Annotated in this window: 19 protein-coding genes; 18 read left to right on the top strand and 1 reads right to left on the bottom strand. The window is 64.7% G+C overall.

Annotation, left to right across the window (positions count from 1 at the left end):
* Positions 1 to 222: 222 nt before the first annotated feature.
* The gene (locus EPN59_RS04710) at positions 223 to 1,416 is read right to left on the bottom strand and encodes a M20 aminoacylase family protein (RefSeq protein ID WP_293042896.1); all 1,194 of its coding nucleotides are present in this window, start codon (positions 1,414 to 1,416) and stop codon (positions 223 to 225) included.
* A 314-nt stretch (positions 1,417 to 1,730) separates the two neighbouring features.
* On the opposite strand from EPN59_RS04710, the gene EPN59_RS04705 reads away from it, so the two are divergent.
* From EPN59_RS04705 to EPN59_RS04620, 18 genes are all read left to right on the top strand, one after another.
* On the top strand, positions 1,731 to 3,404 hold the full coding sequence (locus EPN59_RS04705) for a long-chain fatty acid--CoA ligase (protein ID WP_293042894.1): 1,674 nt from the start codon (positions 1,731 to 1,733) through the stop codon (positions 3,402 to 3,404).
* A gap of 480 nt (positions 3,405 to 3,884) precedes the next feature.
* Entirely contained in the window at positions 3,885 to 4,574 is a 690-nt protein-coding gene (gene coq7, locus EPN59_RS04700; RefSeq protein ID WP_293042893.1) for a 2-polyprenyl-3-methyl-6-methoxy-1,4-benzoquinone monooxygenase, read from the top strand.
* Positions 4,575 to 4,960: 386 nt separating this feature from the next.
* Positions 4,961 to 5,389, top strand: a complete 429-nt coding sequence (gene mraZ, locus EPN59_RS04695; protein WP_028214080.1) for a division/cell wall cluster transcriptional repressor MraZ — start codon at positions 4,961 to 4,963, stop codon at positions 5,387 to 5,389.
* A 29-nt stretch (positions 5,390 to 5,418) separates the two neighbouring features.
* Complete coding sequence (rsmH, locus tag EPN59_RS04690; protein ID WP_293042889.1) at positions 5,419 to 6,360, top strand: 16S rRNA (cytosine(1402)-N(4))-methyltransferase RsmH; 942 nt, start codon at positions 5,419 to 5,421, stop codon at positions 6,358 to 6,360.
* A complete protein-coding gene (ftsL, locus tag EPN59_RS04685; protein ID WP_293042888.1) occupies positions 6,357 to 6,713 on the top strand; it encodes a cell division protein FtsL in 357 nt (118 codons plus the stop codon). Before rsmH ends, ftsL begins: the two co-directional genes overlap by 4 nt.
* Entirely contained in the window at positions 6,710 to 8,629 is a 1,920-nt protein-coding gene (locus EPN59_RS04680) for a penicillin-binding protein 2 (protein ID WP_293042887.1), read from the top strand. The genes ftsL and EPN59_RS04680 overlap by 4 nt, the downstream gene beginning before the upstream one ends.
* Entirely contained in the window at positions 8,626 to 10,173 is a 1,548-nt protein-coding gene (locus EPN59_RS04675) for a UDP-N-acetylmuramoyl-L-alanyl-D-glutamate--2,6-diaminopimelate ligase (RefSeq protein WP_293042885.1), read from the top strand. The genes EPN59_RS04680 and EPN59_RS04675 overlap by 4 nt, the downstream gene beginning before the upstream one ends.
* The gene (gene murF, locus EPN59_RS04670; protein ID WP_293042884.1) at positions 10,170 to 11,630 is read left to right on the top strand and encodes a UDP-N-acetylmuramoyl-tripeptide--D-alanyl-D-alanine ligase; all 1,461 of its coding nucleotides are present in this window, start codon (positions 10,170 to 10,172) and stop codon (positions 11,628 to 11,630) included. The genes EPN59_RS04675 and murF overlap by 4 nt, the downstream gene beginning before the upstream one ends.
* Before the next feature lie 20 nt (positions 11,631 to 11,650).
* Complete coding sequence (gene mraY, locus EPN59_RS04665) at positions 11,651 to 12,820, top strand: phospho-N-acetylmuramoyl-pentapeptide-transferase (RefSeq protein ID WP_293042882.1); 1,170 nt, start codon at positions 11,651 to 11,653, stop codon at positions 12,818 to 12,820.
* A gap of 53 nt (positions 12,821 to 12,873) precedes the next feature.
* The gene (murD, locus tag EPN59_RS04660; RefSeq protein ID WP_293042880.1) at positions 12,874 to 14,388 is read left to right on the top strand and encodes a UDP-N-acetylmuramoyl-L-alanine--D-glutamate ligase; all 1,515 of its coding nucleotides are present in this window, start codon (positions 12,874 to 12,876) and stop codon (positions 14,386 to 14,388) included.
* On the top strand, positions 14,385 to 15,677 hold the full coding sequence (gene ftsW / locus EPN59_RS04655; protein ID WP_293042878.1) for a putative lipid II flippase FtsW: 1,293 nt from the start codon (positions 14,385 to 14,387) through the stop codon (positions 15,675 to 15,677). Before murD ends, ftsW begins: the two co-directional genes overlap by 4 nt.
* Positions 15,674 to 16,780: an undecaprenyldiphospho-muramoylpentapeptide beta-N-acetylglucosaminyltransferase gene (murG, locus tag EPN59_RS04650; RefSeq protein WP_293042877.1), complete on the top strand. Its 1,107-nt coding sequence runs from the start codon at positions 15,674 to 15,676 to the stop codon at positions 16,778 to 16,780. The genes ftsW and murG overlap by 4 nt, the downstream gene beginning before the upstream one ends.
* On the top strand, positions 16,777 to 18,171 hold the full coding sequence (gene murC, locus EPN59_RS04645) for a UDP-N-acetylmuramate--L-alanine ligase (protein WP_293042874.1): 1,395 nt from the start codon (positions 16,777 to 16,779) through the stop codon (positions 18,169 to 18,171). The genes murG and murC overlap by 4 nt, the downstream gene beginning before the upstream one ends.
* Position 18,172: 1 nt before the next feature.
* The gene (locus EPN59_RS04640; protein WP_293042872.1) at positions 18,173 to 19,114 is read left to right on the top strand and encodes a D-alanine--D-alanine ligase; all 942 of its coding nucleotides are present in this window, start codon (positions 18,173 to 18,175) and stop codon (positions 19,112 to 19,114) included.
* A gap of 73 nt (positions 19,115 to 19,187) precedes the next feature.
* Entirely contained in the window at positions 19,188 to 19,940 is a 753-nt protein-coding gene (locus EPN59_RS04635) for a cell division protein FtsQ/DivIB (RefSeq protein ID WP_293042869.1), read from the top strand.
* Between the two features lie 27 nt (positions 19,941 to 19,967).
* Positions 19,968 to 21,200, top strand: a complete 1,233-nt coding sequence (gene ftsA, locus EPN59_RS04630; protein WP_293042867.1) for a cell division protein FtsA — start codon at positions 19,968 to 19,970, stop codon at positions 21,198 to 21,200.
* A gap of 162 nt (positions 21,201 to 21,362) precedes the next feature.
* Positions 21,363 to 22,562 carry a cell division protein FtsZ gene (gene ftsZ / locus EPN59_RS04625; protein ID WP_293042899.1) on the top strand — a complete coding sequence of 400 codons (1,200 nt, stop codon included), beginning with the start codon at positions 21,363 to 21,365 and terminating at the stop codon, positions 22,560 to 22,562.
* Positions 22,563 to 22,913: 351 nt separating this feature from the next.
* Positions 22,914 to 23,423 (top strand): peroxiredoxin, encoded by a 510-nt coding sequence (locus EPN59_RS04620; protein ID WP_293042864.1) that lies wholly within the window; start codon positions 22,914 to 22,916, stop codon positions 23,421 to 23,423.
* Positions 23,424 to 23,543: the final 120 nt, after the last annotated feature.

The raw sequence follows: 23,543 nt of genomic DNA, 5'->3' as shown, positions 1-23,543 counted from the left end.
GCGGATTGCCCGTGTGAAAGTAGGTAATCGTCAGGCTCCTTATCCAGCAAAACCCCGGCCCTCAAAAGCCGGGGTTTTTGCGTTTGTGCCTTCGCTCTGGAACGGGCGGGGCTGCACGGCCGCAGTCAAAGCGAATAGTCCAAACAGAACAGTCAAAACAGCAGCGCACATGAAAAAGCCGTCCCGGAGGACGGCTTTTTCGTATTCAAGCGCGTGACAGATCTACTTCTGTGCAAGAAACTTCGTCGCAAGCTGTACCCAATACGACGAGCCAACCGGCAGCAACTGGTCGTTGAAATCGTAGCTGGCGTTGTGCAACATGCACGGCCCCGCGCCGTGGCCCGCATCGCGATGGCCACCGTCGCCGTTACCCAAAAACGCGTAGCAACCCGGCTTCTCGATCAACATGAACGAGAAATCCTCGGCGCCCATCGTCGGCTCGACGCTGGCGTTCACGCAGTCCTCGCCGACTATCTCGCGCATGACCTCCGCAGCAAACTGCGTTTCCTTCCTGCTGTTCACCGTCGGCGGATAGTTGCGGTAGAAGGTCACCTCAGCCGTGCAATCATAGGCTTCGGCCGTGCTCGCAGCGATCTTGCGCAGTCGCGATTCGATCAGATCGAGCGTATCCGTCGTGAACGTGCGCACGGTCCCGGCCAGCCACGCGTCATTCGGTACGACATTCACCGCGTCGCCGGCGTGAATCTGCGTGATCGACAGCACTGCCGTGTCGAGCGGCTTCTTGTTACGCGTGATGATACTTTGCAGCGCATTTGCGATCTGCACGGCAGTGAATACGGGATCGTGTCCAAAGTGCGGCAGCGCCGCATGTGAACCGACGCCTTTAATGTCGATGCGGAATTCGTTGCTCGATGCCATGATCGGGCCTTCAGTCACGCCGAAGTGACCCTCCGGCATGCCCGGCCAGTTATGGATGCCGAACACGGCGTCGACGGGAAAGCGCTCGAACAACCCATCCTCGATCATCGCTTGCGCCCCGGCGCCGCCCTCTTCGGCAGGCTGGAAGATAAACACCACCGTGCCGTCGAACTGCCCGTGCTTCGCGAGATATCGGGCTGCGCCGAGCAGCATCGCCATATGGCCATCGTGTCCGCACGCGTGCATCTTGCCTTCATTGCGCGAGCGGTGCTCGAACGTATTCAATTCGTGGATCGGCAGCGCGTCCATATCTGCGCGCAGCCCCACCGAGCGCGTGCCGTTGCCTCGTTTGAGAACACCGACGACGCCGGTTTTGCCCAATCCACGATGTACGTCGATTCCCCATCCTGCTAACGTCGATGCAACCAGATCAGAGGTGCTGGTTTCTTCGTAGCGCAGTTCGGGGTGAGCGTGAATCGTTCGTCGGAGGGCCTGGATTTCGCCTTGGGCGGACTGAATTTCCGGGAGCAGTTTCATGGCGGACGGTGCGCGAGCAGGTGAGCACCCGGGATTGAGCCGGGTTTGAATAAAACATTCTACGCCCAACCCCTTTTTTTGCTCCAACGCTTCGGGATCCTCGATCGGTCATAACACCTAAGAGGCGATGAGCCGGATAGCACTCGAATGGCGGCGGCAAGGCGACACTCTGCGCGGCCTGGTCGCTTGTCGCGAGCCGCCGCCATTCGAGTGCTGTATCTAACTTGCTGATTCACAGGGTTAAGCCACAATGCTCCGTGCTACGATCCAGTTTTTAGCACGATCATTCGAAAAATTAAAGGAGACGACGCCGCATGGAAAAAGTCTGGCTGAAATCGTATCCCCCCGGCGTTCCCTCGGAAATCGATCCGAGCCGCTACGCGTCGATCACGGCGCTGCTCGAAGAAAGCTTTAATGCCTTTCGGACGAGGCCCGCTTTTGCATGCATGGGCAAGCAGATCACTTACGGCCAGCTTGACGACCTCTCGCGTCGGCTCGCAGCGTGGTTCCAGTCGCGCGGCATCGTGCGCGGCGCGCGCATCGCCATCATGATGCCGAACGTGCTTCAGTACCCGGTTGCGCTTGCCGCCATCTTGCGCGCGGGCTACGTGGTCGTGAACGTGAATCCGCTCTACACGCCGCGCGAACTCGAACATCAGTTGAAGGACAGCGGTGCCGAAGCGATCGTTATTCTCGAGAATTTTGCGTCGACGCTCGATGCCGTCGTCGCGAGGACGAGCGTCAAGCACATCGTGGTCGCCTCGATGGGCGATCTGCTTGGTGTGAAGGGCTGTCTCGTCAATTTCGTCGTGCGGCGCGTGAAGAAGATGGTGCCCGTGTGGACGCTGCCGGGCCACGTGCGGTTCAACGACGCGATCGGTGCCGGAGCGCGCACACCGTTCCAGCCCGTCGAGCAGTCGGGCGACGACGTCGCGTTTTTGCAGTACACGGGCGGTACGACCGGCGTTTCGAAGGGCGCGACGCTGCTGCATCGCAATCTGATCGCCAACGTGCTGCAATCGGCGGCATGGAGCGAGCCTGCACTCGCCAGGCTGCCGGACAGCGTCCAGGCGGTGACGGTCGCGGCGCTGCCGCTCTATCACGTGTTCGCGTTGACGGTCTGCGGCCTGCTGACGATCCGCACGGGCGGCCTCGCCGTCCTGATCCCGAACCCGCGCGACATTGCGGGCATGATCAAGGAACTCGAGGGCTACTCGATCACGACGTTCCCCGCGGTGAACACGCTCTACAACGCCGTCCTCAATCACCCGGATTTCGGCAAGCTCGATTTTTCGAAACTGCTCGTTGCCAACGGCGGCGGGATGGCGGTGCAGGAAGCCGTGGCGAAGCGCTGGTACGAGAAGACACATGCTCCGATCATCGAGGGCTACGGCCTGTCGGAAACCTCGCCGAGCGTAACCTGCAATCCAACGACAGCGACCGAATACACCGGAACGATCGGTCTGCCGCTTCCCTCGACGGAAATTTCGATCCGCGACGATGTGGGTAACGAATTGCCGATCGGCGAAGCGGGCGAAATCTGCATTCGCGGGCCGCAGGTGATGGCGGGCTACTGGCAGCGCCCGGAGGAGACGGCGACGGTCATGACGCCGGACGGTTTCTTCAAATCGGGCGATGTGGGTCTTATGAACGCGCGCGGCTATGTGAAGCTCGTCGACCGCAAGAAGGACATGATTCTCGTCTCGGGCTTCAACGTTTATCCGAACGAGGTGGAGGACGTCGTCGCGAAGCTGCCCGGCGTATTCGAAGTGGCGGCCGTGGGCGTGCCCGACCAGCATTCCGGCGAGGCGGTGAAGCTTTTCATCGTGAAGAAGGACCCGACGCTCACCGACAAGGACGTGTTCGATTACTGCAAGACGCAGCTCACGGGTTATAAGCGTCCGAAAATTGTCGAGTTCCGCAACGAGCTGCCGAAGAGCAACGTCGGCAAGATATTGCGCCGGGAATTGCGCGACGGCCGCGCTTGAGCGGCGTCGCTCACCGGTAAAGGTTTAGGCCCGCCCGCGAGGGTGGGCCTTTCTTGTTTGTGCTCGGCTAATCTGAAATCTGACGAAGCGCAGCCGCGCCGTCGCAAAGAAAAAAGGCGCCCGAAGGCGCCTTTGAGTTTGCTACAACTCTTCTTCTTCGAACCTGTGTCGGATCCCGAGCTTTTCTGGATTTTCTTCGCTTTATACGCAGAGCCGATTTTTTATTGACGTCGGTCTCTGCGGTCAACTGTGCGAGAGATTGCACGTAATGTAACAAACTCGCCGACCGGTGCAAAATAAAACCGGGTCGCTTCTAAGTACCTGTTTCGTTTACACAACATGGTCTAAAATATGCGCCTGCTATCGGCGCTGCCCCTGATTGACTGCGATCCGGGAGTTCTTGTATTCGCATCCGCACAAGTAGCCGAAAGAAAGCGGTTCGCGGCCTGGCCGCCATTCGAGCAATCAAAGGGAGGTTGGATGACGCTTGACGATTTGATTACCGAATTCGATCGGGGCCTGCGCTCCGTTACGGGCGTTTCCCGCATGACGCGGCCGATGCCCGTACCGCACGCCCAGTCTTCGGAGGGCGAAGCCACCAAAGCCACCAACGCCATCGAATCAGCCGAAACGATGACGCCCGCCGCCGCGGAACTCACACAGGCCGAGCGTGCGCACGCCGCAGGACTGATGCGTGTGAATCACGTCGGTGAAGTGTGTGCCCAGGCGCTTTATCAGGCGCAGAAGCTGGCCACGCGCTCGTCCACGCTGAAAGCGGCTTTCGAACAGGCCGCGCGCGAGGAAGAGGATCACCTTGCCTGGACAGCGCGCCGCCTGCAGGCGCTCGACGCGCGCCCGAGCCTGCTCAATCCGCTCTGGTATGCGGGTGCGGTGGCGATCGGTCTGGCCGCGGGCCGCTTTGGCGACAAGGTGAGTCTCGGTTTCATGGCCGAAACCGAGCGCCAGGTGGAACACCATCTCGACGGTCACCTGGAAAGCCTGCCGCTCGCCGATCTCGAATCGCGCGCCATCGTCGAGCAGATGCGCACCGACGAGATCGCCCACGCGAAAGCGGCGGCCGATGCAGGCGGTGTCGAACTGCCGTTGCCGGTGCGTGCGCTGATGCGCACCGTGTCGAAAATAATGACGCGTACCGCGTACTACATTTGAGGTTTTGATGCGGAGCGGTGCCCTGTGCCGCTCCGTGTTTTGCACGCGATCCAATCCAGCTCGTCCCGCGCTTTTATTCCCGCCAAATCAAGTCCCGCCTGCGGTTTTCTTCGCGCTTTTCACGTATCACCTTCACAACCTGCGTTAGCTCATTCATTCGTAACGGTTTTTTATTTTTCACCTGACCTTGGGAAATGCCGCTAAGTCATTGTTCTATCGGACAAATTTCGTGAAAAAGCGAGCGGCGTCCCTTGACCCTTGTTGGGCGTTACTCTAAAGTGGGAGACAGTGTGAGAAAGTGTATTTTTGTGTGATTTCCGGGGCCTATTCGGGTAAATTTTTGAATTGAGACGGTTGGCCAGTGCCGCCGTTCGAGGGGGAGCAAATTGTTCCAGGGGGCGTCGGCGCTGACTCTTGATGCGAAAGGACGGATGTCGATTCCGTCGCGCTATCGGGACGCGCTGCAACAACAGGCAGAGGGACGGGTGACGATCACCAAGCACCCGGACGGCTGCCTGTTGCTATTTCCGCGCCCCGAATGGGAAGTGTTCCGCGCGAAGGTCGCCGCCTTGCCGATGGATGCGCACTGGTGGCGCCGGATTTTTCTCGGCAACGCGTCCGATGTCGACGTCGACAGCGCGGGCCGTGTGCTCGTCTCACCCGAATTACGTCTTGCGGCGGGAATGGAAAAGGAAGTCATGCTGCTTGGCATGGGTAGTCATTTTGAGTTGTGGGATGCGCAGACCTACGCGGCCAAGGAGCAGGCCGCGATGGCCCAGGGCATGCCCGACGCCTTGAAGAATTTCACGTTCTGATCGCGGTTTAAACAGCTATGGCATCTGCGATGGGACAGGGACTGCAGCATCGCACGGTGCTGCTCGACGAAGCGGTTGATGCACTCGTCACGCGTGTGGACGGCCTCTATGTGGACGGCACGTTCGGACGCGGCGGGCACAGCCGCGCGATCCTCGGCCGGCTGGCCGACGGCGGGCGCCTGATCGCGTTCGACAAGGATCCGCTCGCGATTGCCGAAGCCGCGACGATCGAGGATCCGCGTTTCGCCATCGTGCACGAGAGTTTTGCTTCGCTGCGCGACGCTCTGGCGTCGCGCGGGGTAGGGCGTGTGTCGGGTGTGCTGCTGGATCTTGGCGTGTCGTCGCCGCAAGTCGACGACCCGCAGCGCGGTTTCAGTTTCCGCGCGGACGGTCCGCTCGACATGCGGATGGACCCGACGCGCGGCGAGTCTGCCGCTGACTGGCTCGCTCGGGCCACGTTGCAGGAACTGACGGAGGTGATTCGAGATTATGGGGAAGAACGGTTTGCTTTTCAGATTGCAAAGGCGCTTGTTGCTCGCCGGGCAGAGTCCGACCGTCTCGGGCCTCTCGTCAGCACGGGCGAGCTTGCCCAAATCGTGGCTAACGTCGTCAAAACACGTGAGAAGGGTAAGGACCCGGCAACCCGCACCTTTCAGGCTATACGGATTCACGTCAATCAAGAGCTTGCGGAGCTGCAAGTCGTTCTAGACGCAGCGTTGTCGTCGCTGGAGCAGGGGGGGCGGCTGGTGGTCATCAGCTTTCATTCGCTCGAAGACCGGATCGTCAAGCGGTTCATGCAGGCGCATGCAAGCGCGCCCGCCGTTGACCGCCGCTTGCCGATCCGCGCGGTCGATCTGCCGAGCCCGCCGCTCAAGCTGCTCGGCCGCGTGTTCGCGAGCGACGCCGAAGTCGCCGCGAACCCGCGCGCACGCTCGGCCGTGATGCGCATTGCGGAGCGCGTCGCGCCATGAACCGCCTGAATATCTTCCTGCTGATCGTCGTGATGGGCTGTGCGTTGTCGGTCGTCAACGCCACCAATCAGCAGCGCCAGATCTTCATCCAGCTGCAGCGTGCGCAGTCGCAGGAGCGCCAGCTGCAGCAGGACTACGCACAACTTCAGTATCAGCAGAGCGCGCTGTCGAGGACATCGCGCATCGAACAGATCGCCACCGATTCACTCAAGATGCAGGCCGTCGCGACCGGACGCACGCAATACCTGACCCTCGCGCCCGGGGCGACTACCGCCTCGGACGCGCCGGTGCCCACGTCGGCGCCGGCCTCCGCCCCGGCCGCTCCTCCCAGCCGTCGCGGAGGCACGCGATGAAAAAGGGCAATAGCCGCAAGAGCGTCGCCTTTTCGTCGAATTCGATCCTGTCCGTGCGCCTGCCGATGTGGCGCTCGAAGCTCGTCGTGTTCCTGCTGTTCATGGCGTTCGTCGCGCTTGCCGCGCGCGCGTTCTGGATTCAGGGCCCGGGCAACGCGTTCTATCAGAAGCAGGGCGAAAGCCGCTATCAGCGCACGGTCGAATTGCCCGCCACGCGCGGCAAGATCCTCGACCGCAACGGGCTCGTCCTCGCGACGAGCCTGCCCGTGCGCGCCATCTGGGCCCTTCCCGAAGACGTGCCCGACGACCTCGGCGCCGACAAGCTCACGCAGCTCGGCCAGTTGCTCGACATGTCGACAACCGATCTGCGCAAGAAGCTCTCCGAGGACAAAAACTTCGTCTACGTGAAGCGCCAGGTGCCGCTCGAAGTCGCCGCCAAAGTGGCGGCGCTCGACATTCCGGGCGTCTATCAGCGCAACGAATACAAGCGCTTCTATCCGGAAGGCGAGGTGACCGCTCACCTGATCGGCTTCACGAACGTCGAGGACGAGGGCCAGGAAGGCGTCGAGCTCAGCAACCAGAAGATTCTCGAGGGCATGCCGGGCATCCGTCACGTGATCAAGGACCGCATGGGCCACGTGGTCGAGGATCTCGACGAGCAGGTCGTGCCGCACGACGGGCAGGACGTGCGGCTGTCGATCGACAGCAAGATCCAGTACATCGCCTGGTCGAACCTGAAGGCCGCCATCGAGAAGTTCAAGGCGAAGGCCGGCGCGGCGATGGTCGTCGACGTGCGCACCGGCGAAGTGCTCGCGCTCGTCAACTTCCCCACCTACAACCCGAACGACCGCTCGCACCTCACGGGCGAGCAGTTGCGCAACCGCATCCTCACCGACGTGTTCGAGCCGGGCTCGATCATGAAGCCGTTCACGGTGTCGCTCGCGCTGGATTTGCACCGCGTCTCGCCGACTACACTGGTGGATACGGGCCCGGGCCACTTCACGCTGGACGGCGCGACCATCACCGACGACGCCGCGTTCGGCGTGCTCACGGTGGGCGGCGTGATCCAGAAGTCGAGCAATATCGGCGCGACCAAGATCGCGATGACGCTCAGGCCCGAAGAAATGTGGGACATGTACACGAGCATCGGACTCGGTCAGGCGCCGAAGGTCGGGTTCCCCGGCGCGGCGGCGGGCCGCCTGCGTCCGTGGAAGAGCTGGCGCCGCATCGAACAGGCGACGATGTCGTACGGTTATGGCCTTTCGGTGTCGCTGTTCCAGCTCGCGCGCGCGTACACGGCGATTGCCCACGACGGCCAGCTCCTGCCGGTCACGATCTTCCGCCACCCGGGCGACGACCAGCCGGTGGCCGGCACGCAGGTGTTCTCGCCGACCACGGCGCGCGAAGTGCGCACGATGCTGGAAAGCGTGGTGTCGACCCAGGGCACGTCGCCGGCTGCCGCCGTGCCGGGCTATCGCGTGGGCGGCAAGTCGGGCACCGCGTACAAGCATGAGGCCCACGGCTACAACAAGTCGAAGTACCGCGCGTCGTTTGTCGGCATGGCGCCGATGCCCAATCCGCGTATCGTCGTCGCCGTGTCGCTCGACGAGCCGACTGCCGGCAGCCACTTCGGCGGCGCGGTGTCGGGTCCGGTGTTCTCGGCGATCGCCGGCGACACGCTGCGCTCGCTGAACGTGCCGCCCGACATGCCCGTCAAGCAGCTTGTCGTCTCCGACGACACAGCACGCGAAACACCTTCGAACCCGCCGGCTTCCGGTGCCGCCGTCGCCGCGTCGGACAAGCGCGCAGTTGCCGCAGCGAATACAGCAGCGAATGTGACAAAGAAACCGGCCGCAACGGCGCGTCGCCTGACCGTCGCCGAGAACGCCAGGAACAGCCCAGGAGTCGTCCGATGAGCGCTACGCGCAACCGGCATCCCGCGCACCAGCAGATCGCGGACGCGCTCGCGTGGCTGCGCGCGCACGCCGCGCCGCAGGCCGCCCTGCACGCCGATACGCGCGGCTTGAAACCGGGCGACGTGTTCGTCGCCTATGCCGTCGAGGGCGCGGACAATCGCGCACACATCGACAACGCGATCGAACGCGGCGCAGCCGCCATTCTTTATCAGCCGGAAGGGTTCGCGGGCCAGCCGGATGCGTCGATGTCGCTCGCGGTGCCGCAGCTCGACATGCTGGCCGGTGACATCGCCAGCGGCTGGTATGGCGACCCGAGCGACGCGATGCTCATGGTCGGCGTGACCGGCACCAACGGCAAGACGTCGTGCAGCCAGTGGGTTGCCTCGGCGCTCACGGCGATCGGCCAGAAGTGCGCGATCGTCGGCACGCTCGGCAGCGGCTTTCCCGGCCAGCTCGTGCATACCGGTTTTACCACGCCCGACGCGCCGCAACTGCAGCGCAGTCTTGCGCAGTTGCGCGAGTCCGGCGCGCACGCGGTGGCGATGGAAGTGTCGTCGCACGCGCTGCATCAGGGCCGCGTGAACGGCACGTCGTTCGACGTCGCGATCTTCACGAATCTCACCCAGGATCACCTCGACTATCACCGCACGTTCGCGGCCTACGAGGCGGCGAAGGCGCGGCTCTTTGCGTGGCCCGGCCTGCGCGCGGCGGTGATCAACGCCGACGACGAGGCAGGCCGCCGCCTGATCGCGTCGACGCGCGGCCACGCGCGCACGATTGCCTATAGCGTCGAGAAACCTGCGGCCGAAGCGCCGGTTGCCGATGCCTCGCTGCGCGCCTCGAACGTGCGCGCGACGGCCACGGGCACGGCGTTCCACCTCGAAACCTCCGACTGGGGCGAAGCCGAAGTCGAAGTCGAGACGCTCGGCCTCTTCAACGTGAGCAATCTGCTCGGCGTGCTCGGCGCGCTGCTCGTGGCGAACGTGCCGCTCGTGGCGGCGCTCGGCGAACTGGCGAAGCTGCAGCCGGTGAACGGCCGCATGGAACGCCTGGGCGGCCGTGTCGATCATGACGAGCCGCTCGTCGTGATCGATTACGCGCACACGCCCGACGCGCTCGAAAAAACGCTCGAGGCGCTGCGCCCGATTGCAGCGGCGCGCGGCGGCCAGCTCGTGTGCATGTTCGGCTGCGGCGGCGACCGCGACGCGACCAAGCGTCCGCTGATGGGCGCGATTGCCGAGCGTCTGGCCGACCAGGTCGTCGTGACGAGCGACAACCCGCGCAGCGAATCGCCTGCCGCGATCATCGACCAGATCGTCGGCGGCATGCGCGATGCCGGGCACGCACGCCGTGTCGAGGACCGCGCGAGCGCGATCCTGCAAGCGGTGCGCGGCGCGGCGCGCGAAGACGTCGTCGTGCTGGCCGGCAAGGGGCACGAGGCGACTCAGGAAATCATGGGCAAGAAGCGTGCGTTCTCCGATCAGGACCACGCGCGGCTTGCTCTCGCTGCCCGTGTCACGCACGGGCGCGGAGGCGGCGAATGACGATGTTTTCCCTGCTCGAAGCGGCAGCGCTGATTCCGGGTGCGAGTGTGCTCGGCGACGAGCACGTCACGTTCGAGCGCGTGTCGACCGACAGCCGCACGGCCGGTCCCGGCGATCTGTTCGTGGCCCTCAAGGGCGAGCGGTTCGACGCGCACGAATTCCTGCCCGAAGTGGCGAACCGCCGCGTGAGCGCGGTGCTGGTGTCGCGCAGTCCCGGCGACTGGCGCATGCCGGCGCTGCGCGTGGACGACACACGCACGGCGCTCGGCGCGCTCGCGCTCGGCTGGCGGCGGCGTTTCGCGCTGCCGCTCGTCGCGGTGACGGGCAGCAACGGCAAGACGACCGTCAAGGAAATGATCGCGTCGATCTTCGCTGCGGCAGTCGGCGAAGACGGTCGTCTCGCGACCGCCGGAAACCTCAATAACGATATCGGCGTGCCGCTCACGCTGCTGCGTTTGTCCGGCGCACATCGCCTCGCCGTCGTGGAACTCGGGATGAACCATCCGGGCGAAACGGAGCTGCTCGCACAGTTCGCGGAACCGACTGTCGCGGTGATCAACAACGCGCAACGCGAACATCAGGAATTCATGGCGACGGTGGAAGCTGTCGCACTCGAACACGCGAGCGTGATTCACGCGTTGAAGCCGGAAGGCGTCGCGGTGTTTCCCGCCGATGACGCGTACGCAGGCCTCTGGCGCATCGCCGCGACCGGCTCGCGGGTGCTCGATTTTGCGCTTCATACCGACGAGCGCGCGGTCGACGCCGCGGTCACAGGTAAATTCGCGGACAAATTCGCAGACAAGCTCGCAGACAAGCTCGCAGACAAACGCGCGTGCAATCGCCTTTCCATCGCCACGCCGGAAGGTCATCTCGAAGTCGAACTGCAGGTGCTCGGCGCGCACAACGCCCACAACGCGCTTGCCGCGACGGCGGCGGCGCTCGCCGCCGGTGTTTCGCTCGATGCGATCCGCCGCGGGCTCGAAGCGTTCGTGCCGGTGAAGGGGCGCTTGCAGGTGAAACATGCGCTGCTCGGGGAACTTGCGGGCGCCACGGTGATCGATGACACCTACAACGCGAACCCGGACTCCGTGCGCGCGGCAATCGACGTGCTCGCGCAGTGCGCCGCACCGCGCGTGCTGGTGCTCGGCGACATGGGCGAAGTCGGCGACGACGGTCCGGCGTTTCACCGCGAGGTGGGCGCCTATGCGAAAGCGCGCGGCATCGACGCGCTTCACACGCTCGGCGACGCCGCGCGCGACAGCTCGGCGGCATTCGGCGCGAATGCGCTGCATGCCGCTGGTGTCGGTGAACTGGTGAATGCGCTCTCGGCGGCCGGTTACGGTTCCGGCGCAACGTTACTCGTGAAAGGCTCGCGCTTCATGCAGATGGAACGCGTGGTGGCGGCACTCACGAATCCGCACAATCCTGCGCCGGATGCCCAATCCGGCGCGCACTGAAATACGAAGGAATCCAAGGCATGCTACTGGCGCTGGCGCAATGGCTGCAGAATGACGCAAGCTTCTTGCGCGTGTTCAGTTATCTGACGTTCCGCGCGGTGATGGCGACCATCACCGCGATGGCGATCGGGCTTTTCTGCGGCCCGTGGGTCATCCGCAAGCTGACCGAGATGAAGGTCGGCCAGGCGGTCCGCACGGACGGTCCGCAGACGCACCTCGTGAAATCGGGCACGCCGACGATGGGCGGCGTGCTGATCCTCATGGGCATTGCGGTATCCACGCTGCTTTGGGGCGATCTCACGAACCGCTTCATCTGGATCGTGATGCTCGTCACGTTCGGCTTCGGCATGATCGGCTGGGTGGACGACTATCGCAAGGTCGTCTACAAGGACCCGCGCGGGATGTCGTCGCGCGAGAAGTATTTCTGGCAGTCGGTGATCGGTCTTTTCGCGGCCGTGTATCTCGCGTTCAGCGTGTCCGAGGCGAACAACGTGCGCGTGTTCGATCTCTTCATGGCGTGGGTCAGAAGCGGCTTTTCGATCGGCCTGCCCGCGCGCGCCGACCTCGTGCTGCCGTTCCTCAAGTCGATCAGCTATCCGCTCGGCGTGTGGGGCTTCATCGCGCTCACGTATTTCGTGATCGTCGGCGCGAGCAACGCCGTCAATCTCACCGATGGCCTCGACGGCCTCGTCATCATGCCGGTCGTGCTCGTCGGCGGATCGCTCGGCGTGTTCGCCTATGTGATGGGCAGCTCGGTGTACTCGAAGTATCTGCTGTTCCCGCACATTCCCGGCGCGGGCGAGTTGATGATCTTCTGCTCGGCGATGGGCGGAGCCGGGCTCGCGTTTCTCTGGTTCAACACGTATCCCGCGCAGGTGTTCATGGGCGACGTGGGCGCACTCGCGCTCGGCGGCGCGCTCGGCACCATCGCCGTGATCGTGCGCCAGGAGATCGTGCTCTTCATCATGGGCGGCATCTTCGTCGCGGAAACGCTCTCCGTGATGCTGCAGGTCACATGGTTCAAGTACACGAAGAAGCGTTTCGGCGAAGGCCGCCGCATCTTCAAGATGGCGCCGCTGCATCACCACTTCGAATTGTCCGGCTGGAAGGAGACGCAGGTTGTCGTGCGTTTCTGGATCATCACGCTGATGCTGTGTCTGTTCGGTCTGTCCACGCTGAAGTTGCGCTGAGTTTGCAGGCTAGGCAAGCAGTCCAACTGGTAAGTCACAAAGGGAATCAAGCGATGTTTGGCGAGAAGTTTCGGGATCGGCAAAAGCCGATGGTGCTCGTGCTGGGGCTCGGCGAATCGGGCCTCGCGATGGCGCGCTGGTGCGCCAGGCACGGTTGCCGCCTGCGCATTGCCGACACGCGCGTCGCGCCGCCCGGCTTGCCCGAACTCGCCGCACGCGGCATCGATGCCGATTTCATCGGCGGGGCGTTCACGACCGCGTTGCTCGACGGCGTCGATCTCGTCGCGATCAGCCCGGGTCTCTCGCCGCTTGCCGCCGATCTCGTGCCGCTGATCGCGGCGGCGCGCGAGCGCGGCATCGACGTTTGGGGCGAACTCGAACTGTTCGCTCAGGCGCTGCGTCATCTCGGCGAGAGCGGCTACACGCCGAAGGTGCTCGCGATCACCGGCACGAACGGCAAGACCACGACGACGAGCCTCACGGGCATGCTCTGCGAGCGCGCGGGCAAGCGCGTCGCGGTCGCGGGCAACATCAGCCCGGCGATGCTCGACAAGCTTGCGGACGCAATCGACAACACCGCGCTGCCCGATGTCTGGGTGCTCGAATTGTCGAGCTTCCAGCTTGAGACATCGCAAACGTTCGCGCCGGACGCGGCCGCCGTCCTCAACATCACGCAGGATCACCTCGACTGGCACGGCGGCATGGATGCCTACGCCGCCGCGAAGGGCCGCATCTTCGGGCCGCAGACCACACGTGTACTCAACCGCGACGACGCGCGCGTGATGGCGCTCGCGCCCGTGGCCGACAGCGCGGCGCGCGCGGTAACGTTCGGCGTCGACGAACCGCAGCGCGACGGCGACTATGGCCTCTCGCGCGAGAACGGCATGCTGTGGCTCGTGCAGGCGTACGACCGCGACGCGACGGACGAGCCGGTTTCCGCGCGCCGCCGCAAGCAGCAGGAAAGCGCGCCCGCGAACCTCGGCCTCAAGCGTCTGATGCCGGCGGACGCGCTGCGCATTCGCGGCCTGCACAACGCGGCGAACGCGCTGGCGGCGCTCGCGCTCACGCGCGCCATCGACCTGCCTGCCGCGCCGCTGCTGCACGGCCTGCGCGACTATCGCGGCGAGCCGCATCGGGTGGAGCTGATCGCGTCGATCGAAGGCATCGACTACGTCGACGACAGCAAGGGCACGAACGTCGGCGCGACGGTCGCCGCGCTCGACGGTCTCGCGCAACGCGCGGTGCTGATCGCGGGCGGCGACGGCAAGGGCCAGGATTTCGAGCCGCTCGCGGCCCCGGTCGCGCGCTGGTGCCGCGCCGTGATGCTGATCGGCCGCGACGCGCCGCAGATTCGCGCCGCGCTGGAGCCGACCGGCATCGTCATCGACGATCACCCGACGCTCGAAGCCGCGACGCGCGCCGCCACGGCGCTCGCGCAACCCGGCGACGTCGTGCTGCTCTCGCCTGCGTGCGCGAGTCTCGACATGTTCAAAAACTATGCCCATCGCGCGGCCGTGTTCCACGACACGGTCGAGGAAATCGCCGCTGAACGGGGGACGATGATATGAGCTGGTCCGAACGGTTCGGTTCGCGATTCCTCGGCGAGCGCGGCGACCAGGGCGGCGCCCTGGGTGGCAAATCAGGTAGCGCCACGGGCGCCGCCGCTGCGCGCGCGAGCGGGCTCGCGAGCGTCGTCAGCGGCGTGCGGCCCGCGCGCTCGCGCATGCTGGACTACGACCACTCGCTCGTGTGGGTCGTGATCGCGCTGCTCGGGCTCGGCGTCGTGATGGTGTATTCGGCATCGATCGCCATGCCCGATTCGCCGAAGTACGCCTCGTATCACGACTACGCGTTCCTCTTGCGCCACCTCATTTCGCTCGTGGTGGCCGCAATCGCGGCGACGATCGCATTCCGCATCCCCGTTTCGACGTGGGACCGCTACGCGCCGAAGCTCTTCATCATCGTGCTCGTCATGCTCGTCGTCGTGCTGATTCCGCACATCGGCAAGGGCGTCAACGGCGCGCGCCGCTGGATTCCGCTCGGCATCACCAACATGCAGCCATCGGAAATCATGAAGCTCGCCGTGACGATCTACGCGGCGAACTACACGGTGCGCAAGCAGGAATACATGCACAGCTTCGCCAAGGGCTTTTTGCCGATGGCGTTCGCGGTCGGCGTCGTCGGCGCGCTGCTGCTGCTCGAACCCGACATGGGCGCGTTCATGGTGATCGCCGCGATAGCGATGGGCGTGCTCTTTCTCGGCGGCGTGAACGGCAAGCTGTTCGGCGGCCTCGTCGCGACGGCGGTCGGTACGTTCTCGCTGCTCGTGTGGGCATCGCCCTGGCGGCGCGAGCGGATCTTCGCGTATCTCGATCCGTGGGACGACCGCTACGCACAGGGCAAGGCCTATCAGCTCACGCACTCGCTGATCGCGTTCGGGCGCGGCGAGTGGTTCGGCGTCGGGCTGGGCGGCAGCGTCGAAAAGCTCAACTATCTGCCCGAAGCGCACACCGACTTCATCCTCGCCGTGATCGGCGAGGAACTCGGTTTTGTCGGCGTGCTGGTCGTGATCCTGCTGTTCTACTGGATCGTGCGCCGCTCGTTCGAGATCGGCCGCCAGGCGCTTGCGCTCGACCGCACGTTCGCGGGGCTCGTCGCGAAGGGCGTCGGCGTGTGGTTCGGCGCGCAGGCGTTCATCAACATGGGCGTGAACCTCGGCCTGCTGCCGACCAAAGGTCTCACGCTGCCGCTCGTGAGCTACGGCGGCTCGGGCATTCTGCTCAACTGCGTCGCCGTCGCGCTGCTGTTGCGCGTGGACTACGAAAATCGCGTGCTGATGCGTGGGGGGAAGGTATGAACCGCACGCTCATGGTGATGGCTGGCGGCACGGGCGGACATGTGTTCCCCGGGCTCGCGGTCGCGCACCGCATGCAGTCGTGGGGCTGGCGCGTCGTGTGGCTCGGCAATCCCGCGGGCATGGAAGCGACGCTCGTGCCGAAGCACGGCATTCCGATGGAATTCGTGCGCTTCGGCGGCGTGCGCGGCAAGGGCATCAAGACCAAGCTGATGCTGCCGCTCAACCTGCTGCGCGCATTCACGCAGAGCCGCGCGGCGCTCGCCCGCGTGAAGCCCGATGTCGTGCTCGGCATGGGCGGCTACATCACGTTCCCCGCGGGTGTGATGAGCGCGCTTTCGGGCGCGCCGCTCGTGCTGCACGAGCAGAACTCGATTGCGGGCCTCGCCAACAAGGTGCTGGCGAAGCTCGCGAAGCGCGTGCTCGTCGCGTTTCCGGGCGCGCTGCCGCACGCCGAGTGGACCGGCAATCCGATCCGCGAGGAACTCGAACACGTCGGCGAGCCGCAGGCGCGCTACGCGGCACGCAGCGGTCCGCTGCGCGTGCTCGTCGTCGGCGGCAGCCTCGGCGCGGCGGCGCTCAACGACGTGGTGCCCCGCGCGCTCGCGCTCATCGCGCGAGACGAGCGTCCGCGCGTCGTGCATCAGGCGGGTGCGAAGCATATCGACGCGTTGAAGGCCAACTACGTCGAAGCGGGCCTGCTCGATCCCGCCGCATCCGATGACGCGGTGCGGCTCGTGCCGTTCATCGACGACATGGCGAGCGCCTATGAGGACGCCGATCTCGTGATCTGCCGCTCGGGCGCGATGACCGTGGCCGAAATCGCGGCGGTGGGCGTTGCGGCGTGCTTCGTGCCGTTCCCGTTCGCCGTGGACGACCATCAGACCACCAACGCCGCATTCCTTGCCGACCAGGGCGCGGCGCGCGTGGTGCAGCAACGCGACCTGACGGCGGAATCGCTCGCCGCCTGGCTGCGGCAACAAACCAGACAATCGCTGGCAGAAATGGCTGGGCGCGCCCGCGCGCTCGCGAAACCCGACGCCGCCGATCAGGTCGCAAGCATTTGCGCGGCCGTGGCCGGTGCCAGTCCGGGAGGAAAGCAATGAAACACATCGTCAAACATATTCATTTCGTCGGCATCGGCGGCGCGGGCATGAGCGGCATTGCCGAAGTGCTCGTCACGCTCGGCTATCAGGTCAGCGGCTCGGACCTCACGCAGAACGCGGTCACCGACCGTCTCGCCGCGCTCGGCGCGCGCATCGCCATCGGCCATGACGCGCAGAACATCGAAGGCGCGAACGCCGTGGTCGTCTCGACGGCAGTGCGCAGCGACAACCCCGAAGTGCTCGCGGCGCGCCATCTGCGCGTGCCGATCGTGCCGCGCGCGGTGATGCTCGCGGAACTCATGCGCCTGAAGCAGGGCATTGCGATTGCCGGCACGCACGGCAAGACCACGACCACGTCGCTCGTCGCGAGCGTGCTCGCCGCGGGCGGACTCGATCCGACCTTCGTGATCGGCGGACGCCTCATCAGCGCCGGCGCGAACGCGCGGCTCGGCACGGGCGACTTCATCGTCGCGGAAGCCGACGAGTCGGACGCCTCGTTCCTCAATCTCCTGCCGGTGATCGAAGTCATCACGAACATCGACGCCGATCACATGGACACCTACGGGCACGACTTCGCGCGCCTGAAGCAGGCGTTCATCGAATTCACGCACCGGCTGCCGTTCTACGGCATTGCGGTGCTCTGCGTCGACGACCCGAACGTGAAGCAGATCCTGCCGTTCGTCTCGAAGCCGATCATCCGTTACGGCTTCGCGCCCGAGGCGCAGGTGCGCGCGGTCAACGTCGTCGCGCGCGACGGCAAGATGTACTTCACGGTGATGCGCGAAGACGCGCCGTCGCTCGACATCGTGTTGAACCTTCCCGGTACGCACAATGTCCAGAACGCATTGGCCGCGATTGCGATTGCGAGCGAACTCGAAGTGAAGGACGCGGACATCCAGCGCGCGCTCGCCGAATTCAACGGCGTGGGCCGCCGCTTCCAGCGCTACGGCGAAATTGCGGTCAACGGCGGCGGCACTTACACGTTGATCGACGATTATGGCCATCACCCGGTGGAGATGACCGCGACCATCGCTGCTGCGCGCGGCGCGTTTCCCGGGCGCCGTCTCGTGCTCGCGTTCCAGCCGCACCGCTATACGCGCACGCGTGACTGCTTCGAAGATTTCGTCAAAGTGCTGTCAACCGTCGACGCGCTCGTGCTGACCGATGTCTACGCCGCGGGCGAAGCGGCGATCGTTGCCGCCGATGGCCGCGCGCTTGCGCGTGCGATCCGCGTGGCAGGCAAGGTCGAGCCGGTGTTCGTCGAAACGGTGGACGAGGTGCCGAACGCGCTTGCCGCAATGGTGCGCGACGGCGATGTGGTGATCACGATGGGCGCGGGGTCGATCGGCAGTGTGCCGGGTCGCGTCGCTGCCAGCGAAGAGAAGGTGTGAGATGAGCGGCATTGATCCCAGGCGGTTCGGCAAGGTGGCGGTATTGCTCGGCGGCGTGTCCGCCGAGCGCGAGGTTTCGCTGAAGTCCGGCCGCCTCGTGTATGAAGCGCTGCGTGGCGCGGGCATCGACGCGCATCTGTTCGACCCGTCCGAGCGGCCGCTTTCGGCGCTCAAGGAAGAGGGCTTCGTGCGCGCGTTCAACGCACTGCACGGCGGCTACGGCGAGAACGGCCAGATCCAGGGCGCGCTCGACTTCGAGGGCATCCGTTACACGGGCACGGGCGTGCTCGGCTCGGCGCTCGGCATGGACAAATTCCGCGCCAAGCTCGTGTGGCAGCAGCTCGGCATTCCGACGCCGCCGTTCGAAACCGTGCTGCGCGACGACGACTACGCGGCGAAGGCGCCGGCCATCGTCGCGAAGCTCGGCCTGCCGCTCTTCGTGAAGCCGGCGTGCGAAGGTTCCAGCGTCGCGGTCATCAAGGTGAAGACCGCCGCCGAACTCGCACCGGCGCTCGAAGAGGCCGCGAAGTTCGACAAGATCGTGCTGGTGGAGAAGAGCATCGAAGGCGGCGGCGAGTACACCGCGTGCATCGCGGGCGATCTCGACTTGCCGCTCATCAAGATCGTGCCCGCGGGCGAGTTCTACGACTACGACGCGAAGTATCTCCTCGACAGCACGCAATACCTGATTCCGTGCGGCGTGGCGCCGGAGGAAGAGGCGCGCCTGAAGAAGCTCGCGCGCCGCGCGTTCGAGGTGCTCGGCTGCTCCGAGTGGGGCCGTGCCGATTTCATGATCGACGGCGCGGGCAACCCGTATTTCCTCGAGGTGAACACGGCGCCGGGCATGACCGATCACTCGCTGCCGCCGAAGGCGGCGCGCGCCATCGGCATCTCGTATCAGGATCTGGTTGTGCAGGTGCTCGCGCTTACGTTGAAGGATTGACGCCACTAATTGACGCCACTAACGGACCTTTACCGACGAATTGAATTAAGCCAACTGACGCAACAATCTCGACATGTGGAATAACGTACGCCAGCTCAACCTCGCCGCCAATGCAATGCACGCGTTTCTCGCGCTCGCATTGCTGGTGGCCGGTGGTTTCTGGCTGGTGCAGCGGCCGAATTTTGCGCTGCGCGAAATCCGCATCGAGGGCGACACCGATCACATCAATGCGCCGACCGTGCGCGCGAGCGTGGTGGGCCGGCTGAAAGGCAACTACTTCACCGTCGATCTCGATGCCGCGCGCCAGGCCTTCGAGCAGATGCCGTGGGTGCGTCACGCGAGCGTGCGCCGCGTGTGGCCGAACGCGCTGGCGGTGAACCTCGAAGAGTACAAGCCGATCGCCACCTGGGGCAGCGATCAGCTCGTGAGCACGGACGGCGAGTTGTTCACCGCGAACCAGGCCGAACTCGACGAGGAACTGCCCGCGTTCGACGGTCCCGAAGGCAGTGCGAAAGAGGTCGTTGCGCGTTACCGCGATTTCGTCAAATGGTTTGCGCCTCTCGGCCTCACCCCGGACGAAGTGACGCTCTCGCCGCGCTACGCATGGACCGTCAAGCTTTCGAACGGCACGCAGGTGGAACTGGGCCGCGAGCGCAACGCGGAAACGCTCGGGGAGCGCTCGCGCCGGCTCATCGCGGCATGGGCAGCGGTCACGCAACGTTGGGGGGAAGACGTCGAGTATGCGGATTTGCGCTATCCGAATGGATTTGCGATTCGAGCGGCCGGCATGCGCTTTATCAGCGACACGGCCCCCGGCAAGAAGTAACAGCACATCACACGCAACGAGCACGCTATGAGTAAAGACTACAAAGATCTGCTGGTCTCCCTCGACATCGGGACGTCGAAGGTGGTGGCCGTCGTCGCCGAATTGAAGGGCGAAGGCCACTACGAGGTGATCGGACTCGGCCAGAGCGAATCGAAGGGGCTCAAGAAGGGCGTCGTGGTGAATATCGAGGCCACGGTGCAGTCCATTCAACGCGCGCTCGAAGAAGCGGAGCTGATGGCGGACTGCAAGATCACGAACGTGTTTACCGGCATCGCGGGCAGCCATATCCGCAGCTTCAATTCGAGCGGGATGGTCGCGATCAAGGAGAAGGAAGTCACGCAGGCGGACGTCGCGCGCGTGATCGAGACCGCGAAGGCGATCAACATCCCGACCGACCAGCAGGTGCTGCACATCCTCACGCAGGAATTCATCATCGACGGCCAGGAGGATGTGCGCGAGCCGATCGGCATGAGCGGCATCCGTCTCGAAGTGAAGGTGCACATCGTCACGGGCGCGGTGAGCGCGGCGCAGAACGTCGTGAAGTGCGTGCGCCGCTGCGGCCTCGAAGTGAACGATCTGATCCTGCAGCCGCTGGCGTCGTCGCTCGCGGTGCTGACCGAGGACGAAAAGGAACTCGGCGTCGTGCTGGTGGACGTGGGCGGCGGCACGACCGACATCGCGATCTTCAGTGAAGGCGCGATTCGCCAGACGGCGGTGATTCCGATCGCGGGCGACCAGGTGACGAGCGACATCGCGATGGCGCTGCGCACGCCGACGCCCGACGCGGAAGACATCAAGGTGAGCTACGGCATCGCGAAGCAGGCGCTGGCCGATCCGGACGAGATGATCGAAGTGCCGGGGCTCGGCGAGCGCGGTCCGCGCACGCTGTCGCGCCAGGCGCTGGCGGCTGTGATCGAGCCGCGCGTGGAAGAGCTTTTCTCGCTCGTGCAGCAGGTGGTGCGCGAGTCGGGTTACGAAGAACTGCTGAGTTCGGGCGTCGTGCTGACGGGCGGCGCCGCGATGATGCCGGGCATGGTCGAACTCGGCGAGGACATTTTCCTCAAGCCGGTGCGCATTGGCGTGCCGGAGTATGCGGGCGGTCTCGCTGACGTCGTGCGCAATCCGCGCTACTCGACGGCGATGGGCCTGCTCGCGGAAGGCCGCTCGCAGCGCATGCGCGGTCGCAAGGTTGCAGTGCAGTCGGGATCGATGGGCCAGGTCTTCACGCGGATGAAGGACTGGTTCCTCGGCAACTTCTGACGACAGGGAACAAGCAGGTAATAAGCAGGGAACAGGCAGGAAACAAGTAATTGGCAGATGAGAATACGCGCCGGTGACGGCGGCCGGCGCGCACAGGAAGGTTGCCCGATCTTCCTGCGGATAACGGCCGAAGAGCGGTATCTCTTTCTTGACGGAGGCAACATGGAATTCCAGATGCTGGAAACGGAAACCAACGGCACCATCATCAAGGTGGTGGGCGTAGGTGGCGCTGGCGGCAATGCCGTGCAGCACATGATCAACCGCGGCGTTCAGGGCGTCGACTTCATCGTGATGAACACGGATGCGCAGGCGCTTTCGCGCTCGCGCGCATCAGCCGTGATCCAGCTCGGCAACACTGGCCTTGGCGCCGGTGCGAAGCCGGAAATGGGCCGCCTGGCGGCTGAAGAAGCACGCGAGCGCATCGCGGACGCACTGCTCGGCGCGCACATGGTGTTCATCACCGCGGGCATGGGCGGCGGCACCGGCACGGGCGCAGCCCCGGTCGTGGCGCAGATCGCCAAGGAAATGGGCATTCTGACTGTTGGCGTCGTGAGCAAGCCGTTCGAGTTCGAAGGCGGCAAGCGTATGCGCGTGGCAGAAGCCGGTGCGCAGCAACTGGAGGATCACGTCGACTCGCTGATTGTCGTGCTCAACGACAAGCTGTTCGACGTGATGGGCGATGACGCCGAGATGGACAAGTGCTTCCAGTGCGCGGACGACGTTCTGAACAACGCAGTGGCCGGTATCGCCGAAATCATCAACGTCGACGGTCTCGTGAACGTCGACTTCGAAGACGTGAAGACGGTGATGGGCGAGCAGGGCAAGGCGATGATGGGCACGGCGACGGTTGCCGGCGTCGATCGCGCGCGCCTCGCAGCCGAACAGGCCGTGGCGAGCCCGCTGCTCGAAGGCGTCGATCTGTCCGGCGCGCGCGGCGTGCTGGTCAACATCACGTCGAGCCGCTCGCTGCGTTTGTCGGAAACGCGCGAAGTGATGAACACCATCAAGAGCTACGCGGCGGAAGACGCCACGGTGATCTTCGGCGCGGTGTACGACGACGCGATGGGCGACGCGCTGCGCGTGACGGTGGTCGCAACGGGTCTTGGCCGCGCGGCGAAGAAGCAGCAGTCGGCGGCGCCGATGACGCTGCTGCGCACCGGCACGGACAACCATCCGGTTCCGGCGATGCAGGCGTACGCACCGCAGTCCTCGGCGGGCGCGACGGCCGATTACGGCGCGCTCGATACGCCGGCTGTGTGGCGCACGTCGCGCGACACCGCGGCTTCGCATGTTCAGGCGCTGCAGGAAAAGGGCGTCGATACGTACGATATCCCGGCGTTCCTGCGCAAGCAGGCGGACTGAGGGCTGGCGTACATGGGACCAGCGTGCGGTGCGGCCAGGCCGGAGTAAGCACGGCGGGATCTGAGTGAGCGATGCGGGATCTGAGTGGGCGCTAAAGCGCCAGCTCCGGTCGAGACGCAGACTTGGGTCGATACGCCAGCTCCGGCCGACGCGCGCGAAGCGTCGCGATGAAAGCCAGCAGGGCCGCGTCCGCGAGGACGATCGGCAGGGATGGTTGCCCGCTTGCGTTTCTGCGAGCAGGGAGGACGGTGTTCCGTCTGACGATTCTGAAAGCCTGGTGGCAGATAATGGCGAGATATCGCGCGTTGAACGCTGGCGCACGTAGGCGAACAACGAGTAGCAGGACGAGTAGTGATCGAACTGGGTGAATCGCTGCCGGACGTGAACCTCCACGAATTCGTCGAGGACATGCACGAAGGCTGCACGCAGGGGCCGAAAAGCCTGAGCGTGCGCGAAGAGGCGGCGGGCAAATGCGTGGTGATCTTCGGATTGCCGCGTGCATTCACGCCCGCGACTTCGGCGAGACAGGTGCTGGGATACGTCGAGTGGGCCGAGGCGATTGCCCCGGCTGGCATCGACGAAATCTGGTACGTGTCGGTTAGCGATGCGTTCGTGACGGGCGCGTGGGGACGCGATCTGCGTACCGCGGGCAAGGTACGCACGATGGGCGACGGCAGTGCAACATTCACCCTGGCGCTTGGTCTGGAGCAGGATTTGTCGGCGCGTGGCATGGGGATTCGTTCCCTGCGCTACGCAATGGTGGTCGACGATGGCGTAGTCAAGACGCTGGATGTCGAAGCACCCGGCAAGTTCGAAGTCAAGGATGTGTCGAACATCCACGCAACGTTGAGGCCCGAATGAGCGCTTCGACCGGCGACACGTTGCCGCAGCGCAACGAGCCGGCGGCGCAAATGTGACGGGCCATTACGTCGCACCAGGCGGGCCGATGACCGAAAACGCCTCCGTTTCGGACATCGGCTC

This window comes from Paraburkholderia sp. (assembly GCF_004298475.1).
Taxonomy (GTDB): domain Bacteria; phylum Pseudomonadota; class Gammaproteobacteria; order Burkholderiales; family Burkholderiaceae; genus Paraburkholderia; species Paraburkholderia denitrificans.
The sequence above is the reverse complement of the archived record's forward strand: the minus strand, read 5'-3'. Positions and strand labels throughout refer to the sequence as shown.

Bases quoted from the DNA above. Each gene is read 5' to 3' on its own strand.
- EPN59_RS04710 (WP_293042896.1), bottom strand. From the start codon at position 1,416: ATGAAACTGCTCCCGGAAATTCAGTCCGCCCAAGGCGAAATCCAGGCC.
- EPN59_RS04705 (WP_293042894.1), top strand. From the start codon at position 1,731: ATGGAAAAAGTCTGGCTGAAATCGTATCCCCCCGGCGTTCCCTCGGAA.
- coq7 (WP_293042893.1), top strand. From the start codon at position 3,885: ATGACGCTTGACGATTTGATTACCGAATTCGATCGGGGCCTGCGCTCC.
- rsmH (WP_293042889.1), top strand. From the start codon at position 5,419: ATGGGACAGGGACTGCAGCATCGCACGGTGCTGCTCGACGAAGCGGTT.
- ftsL (WP_293042888.1), top strand. From the start codon at position 6,357: ATGAACCGCCTGAATATCTTCCTGCTGATCGTCGTGATGGGCTGTGCG.
- EPN59_RS04680 (WP_293042887.1), top strand. From the start codon at position 6,710: ATGAAAAAGGGCAATAGCCGCAAGAGCGTCGCCTTTTCGTCGAATTCG.
- EPN59_RS04675 (WP_293042885.1), top strand. From the start codon at position 8,626: ATGAGCGCTACGCGCAACCGGCATCCCGCGCACCAGCAGATCGCGGAC.
- murF (WP_293042884.1), top strand. From the start codon at position 10,170: ATGACGATGTTTTCCCTGCTCGAAGCGGCAGCGCTGATTCCGGGTGCG.
- mraY (WP_293042882.1), top strand. From the start codon at position 11,651: ATGCTACTGGCGCTGGCGCAATGGCTGCAGAATGACGCAAGCTTCTTG.
- murD (WP_293042880.1), top strand. From the start codon at position 12,874: ATGTTTGGCGAGAAGTTTCGGGATCGGCAAAAGCCGATGGTGCTCGTG.
- ftsW (WP_293042878.1), top strand. From the start codon at position 14,385: ATGAGCTGGTCCGAACGGTTCGGTTCGCGATTCCTCGGCGAGCGCGGC.
- murG (WP_293042877.1), top strand. From the start codon at position 15,674: ATGAACCGCACGCTCATGGTGATGGCTGGCGGCACGGGCGGACATGTG.
- murC (WP_293042874.1), top strand. From the start codon at position 16,777: ATGAAACACATCGTCAAACATATTCATTTCGTCGGCATCGGCGGCGCG.
- EPN59_RS04640 (WP_293042872.1), top strand. From the start codon at position 18,173: ATGAGCGGCATTGATCCCAGGCGGTTCGGCAAGGTGGCGGTATTGCTC.
- EPN59_RS04635 (WP_293042869.1), top strand. From the start codon at position 19,188: ATGTGGAATAACGTACGCCAGCTCAACCTCGCCGCCAATGCAATGCAC.
- ftsA (WP_293042867.1), top strand. From the start codon at position 19,968: ATGAGTAAAGACTACAAAGATCTGCTGGTCTCCCTCGACATCGGGACG.
- ftsZ (WP_293042899.1), top strand. From the start codon at position 21,363: ATGGAATTCCAGATGCTGGAAACGGAAACCAACGGCACCATCATCAAG.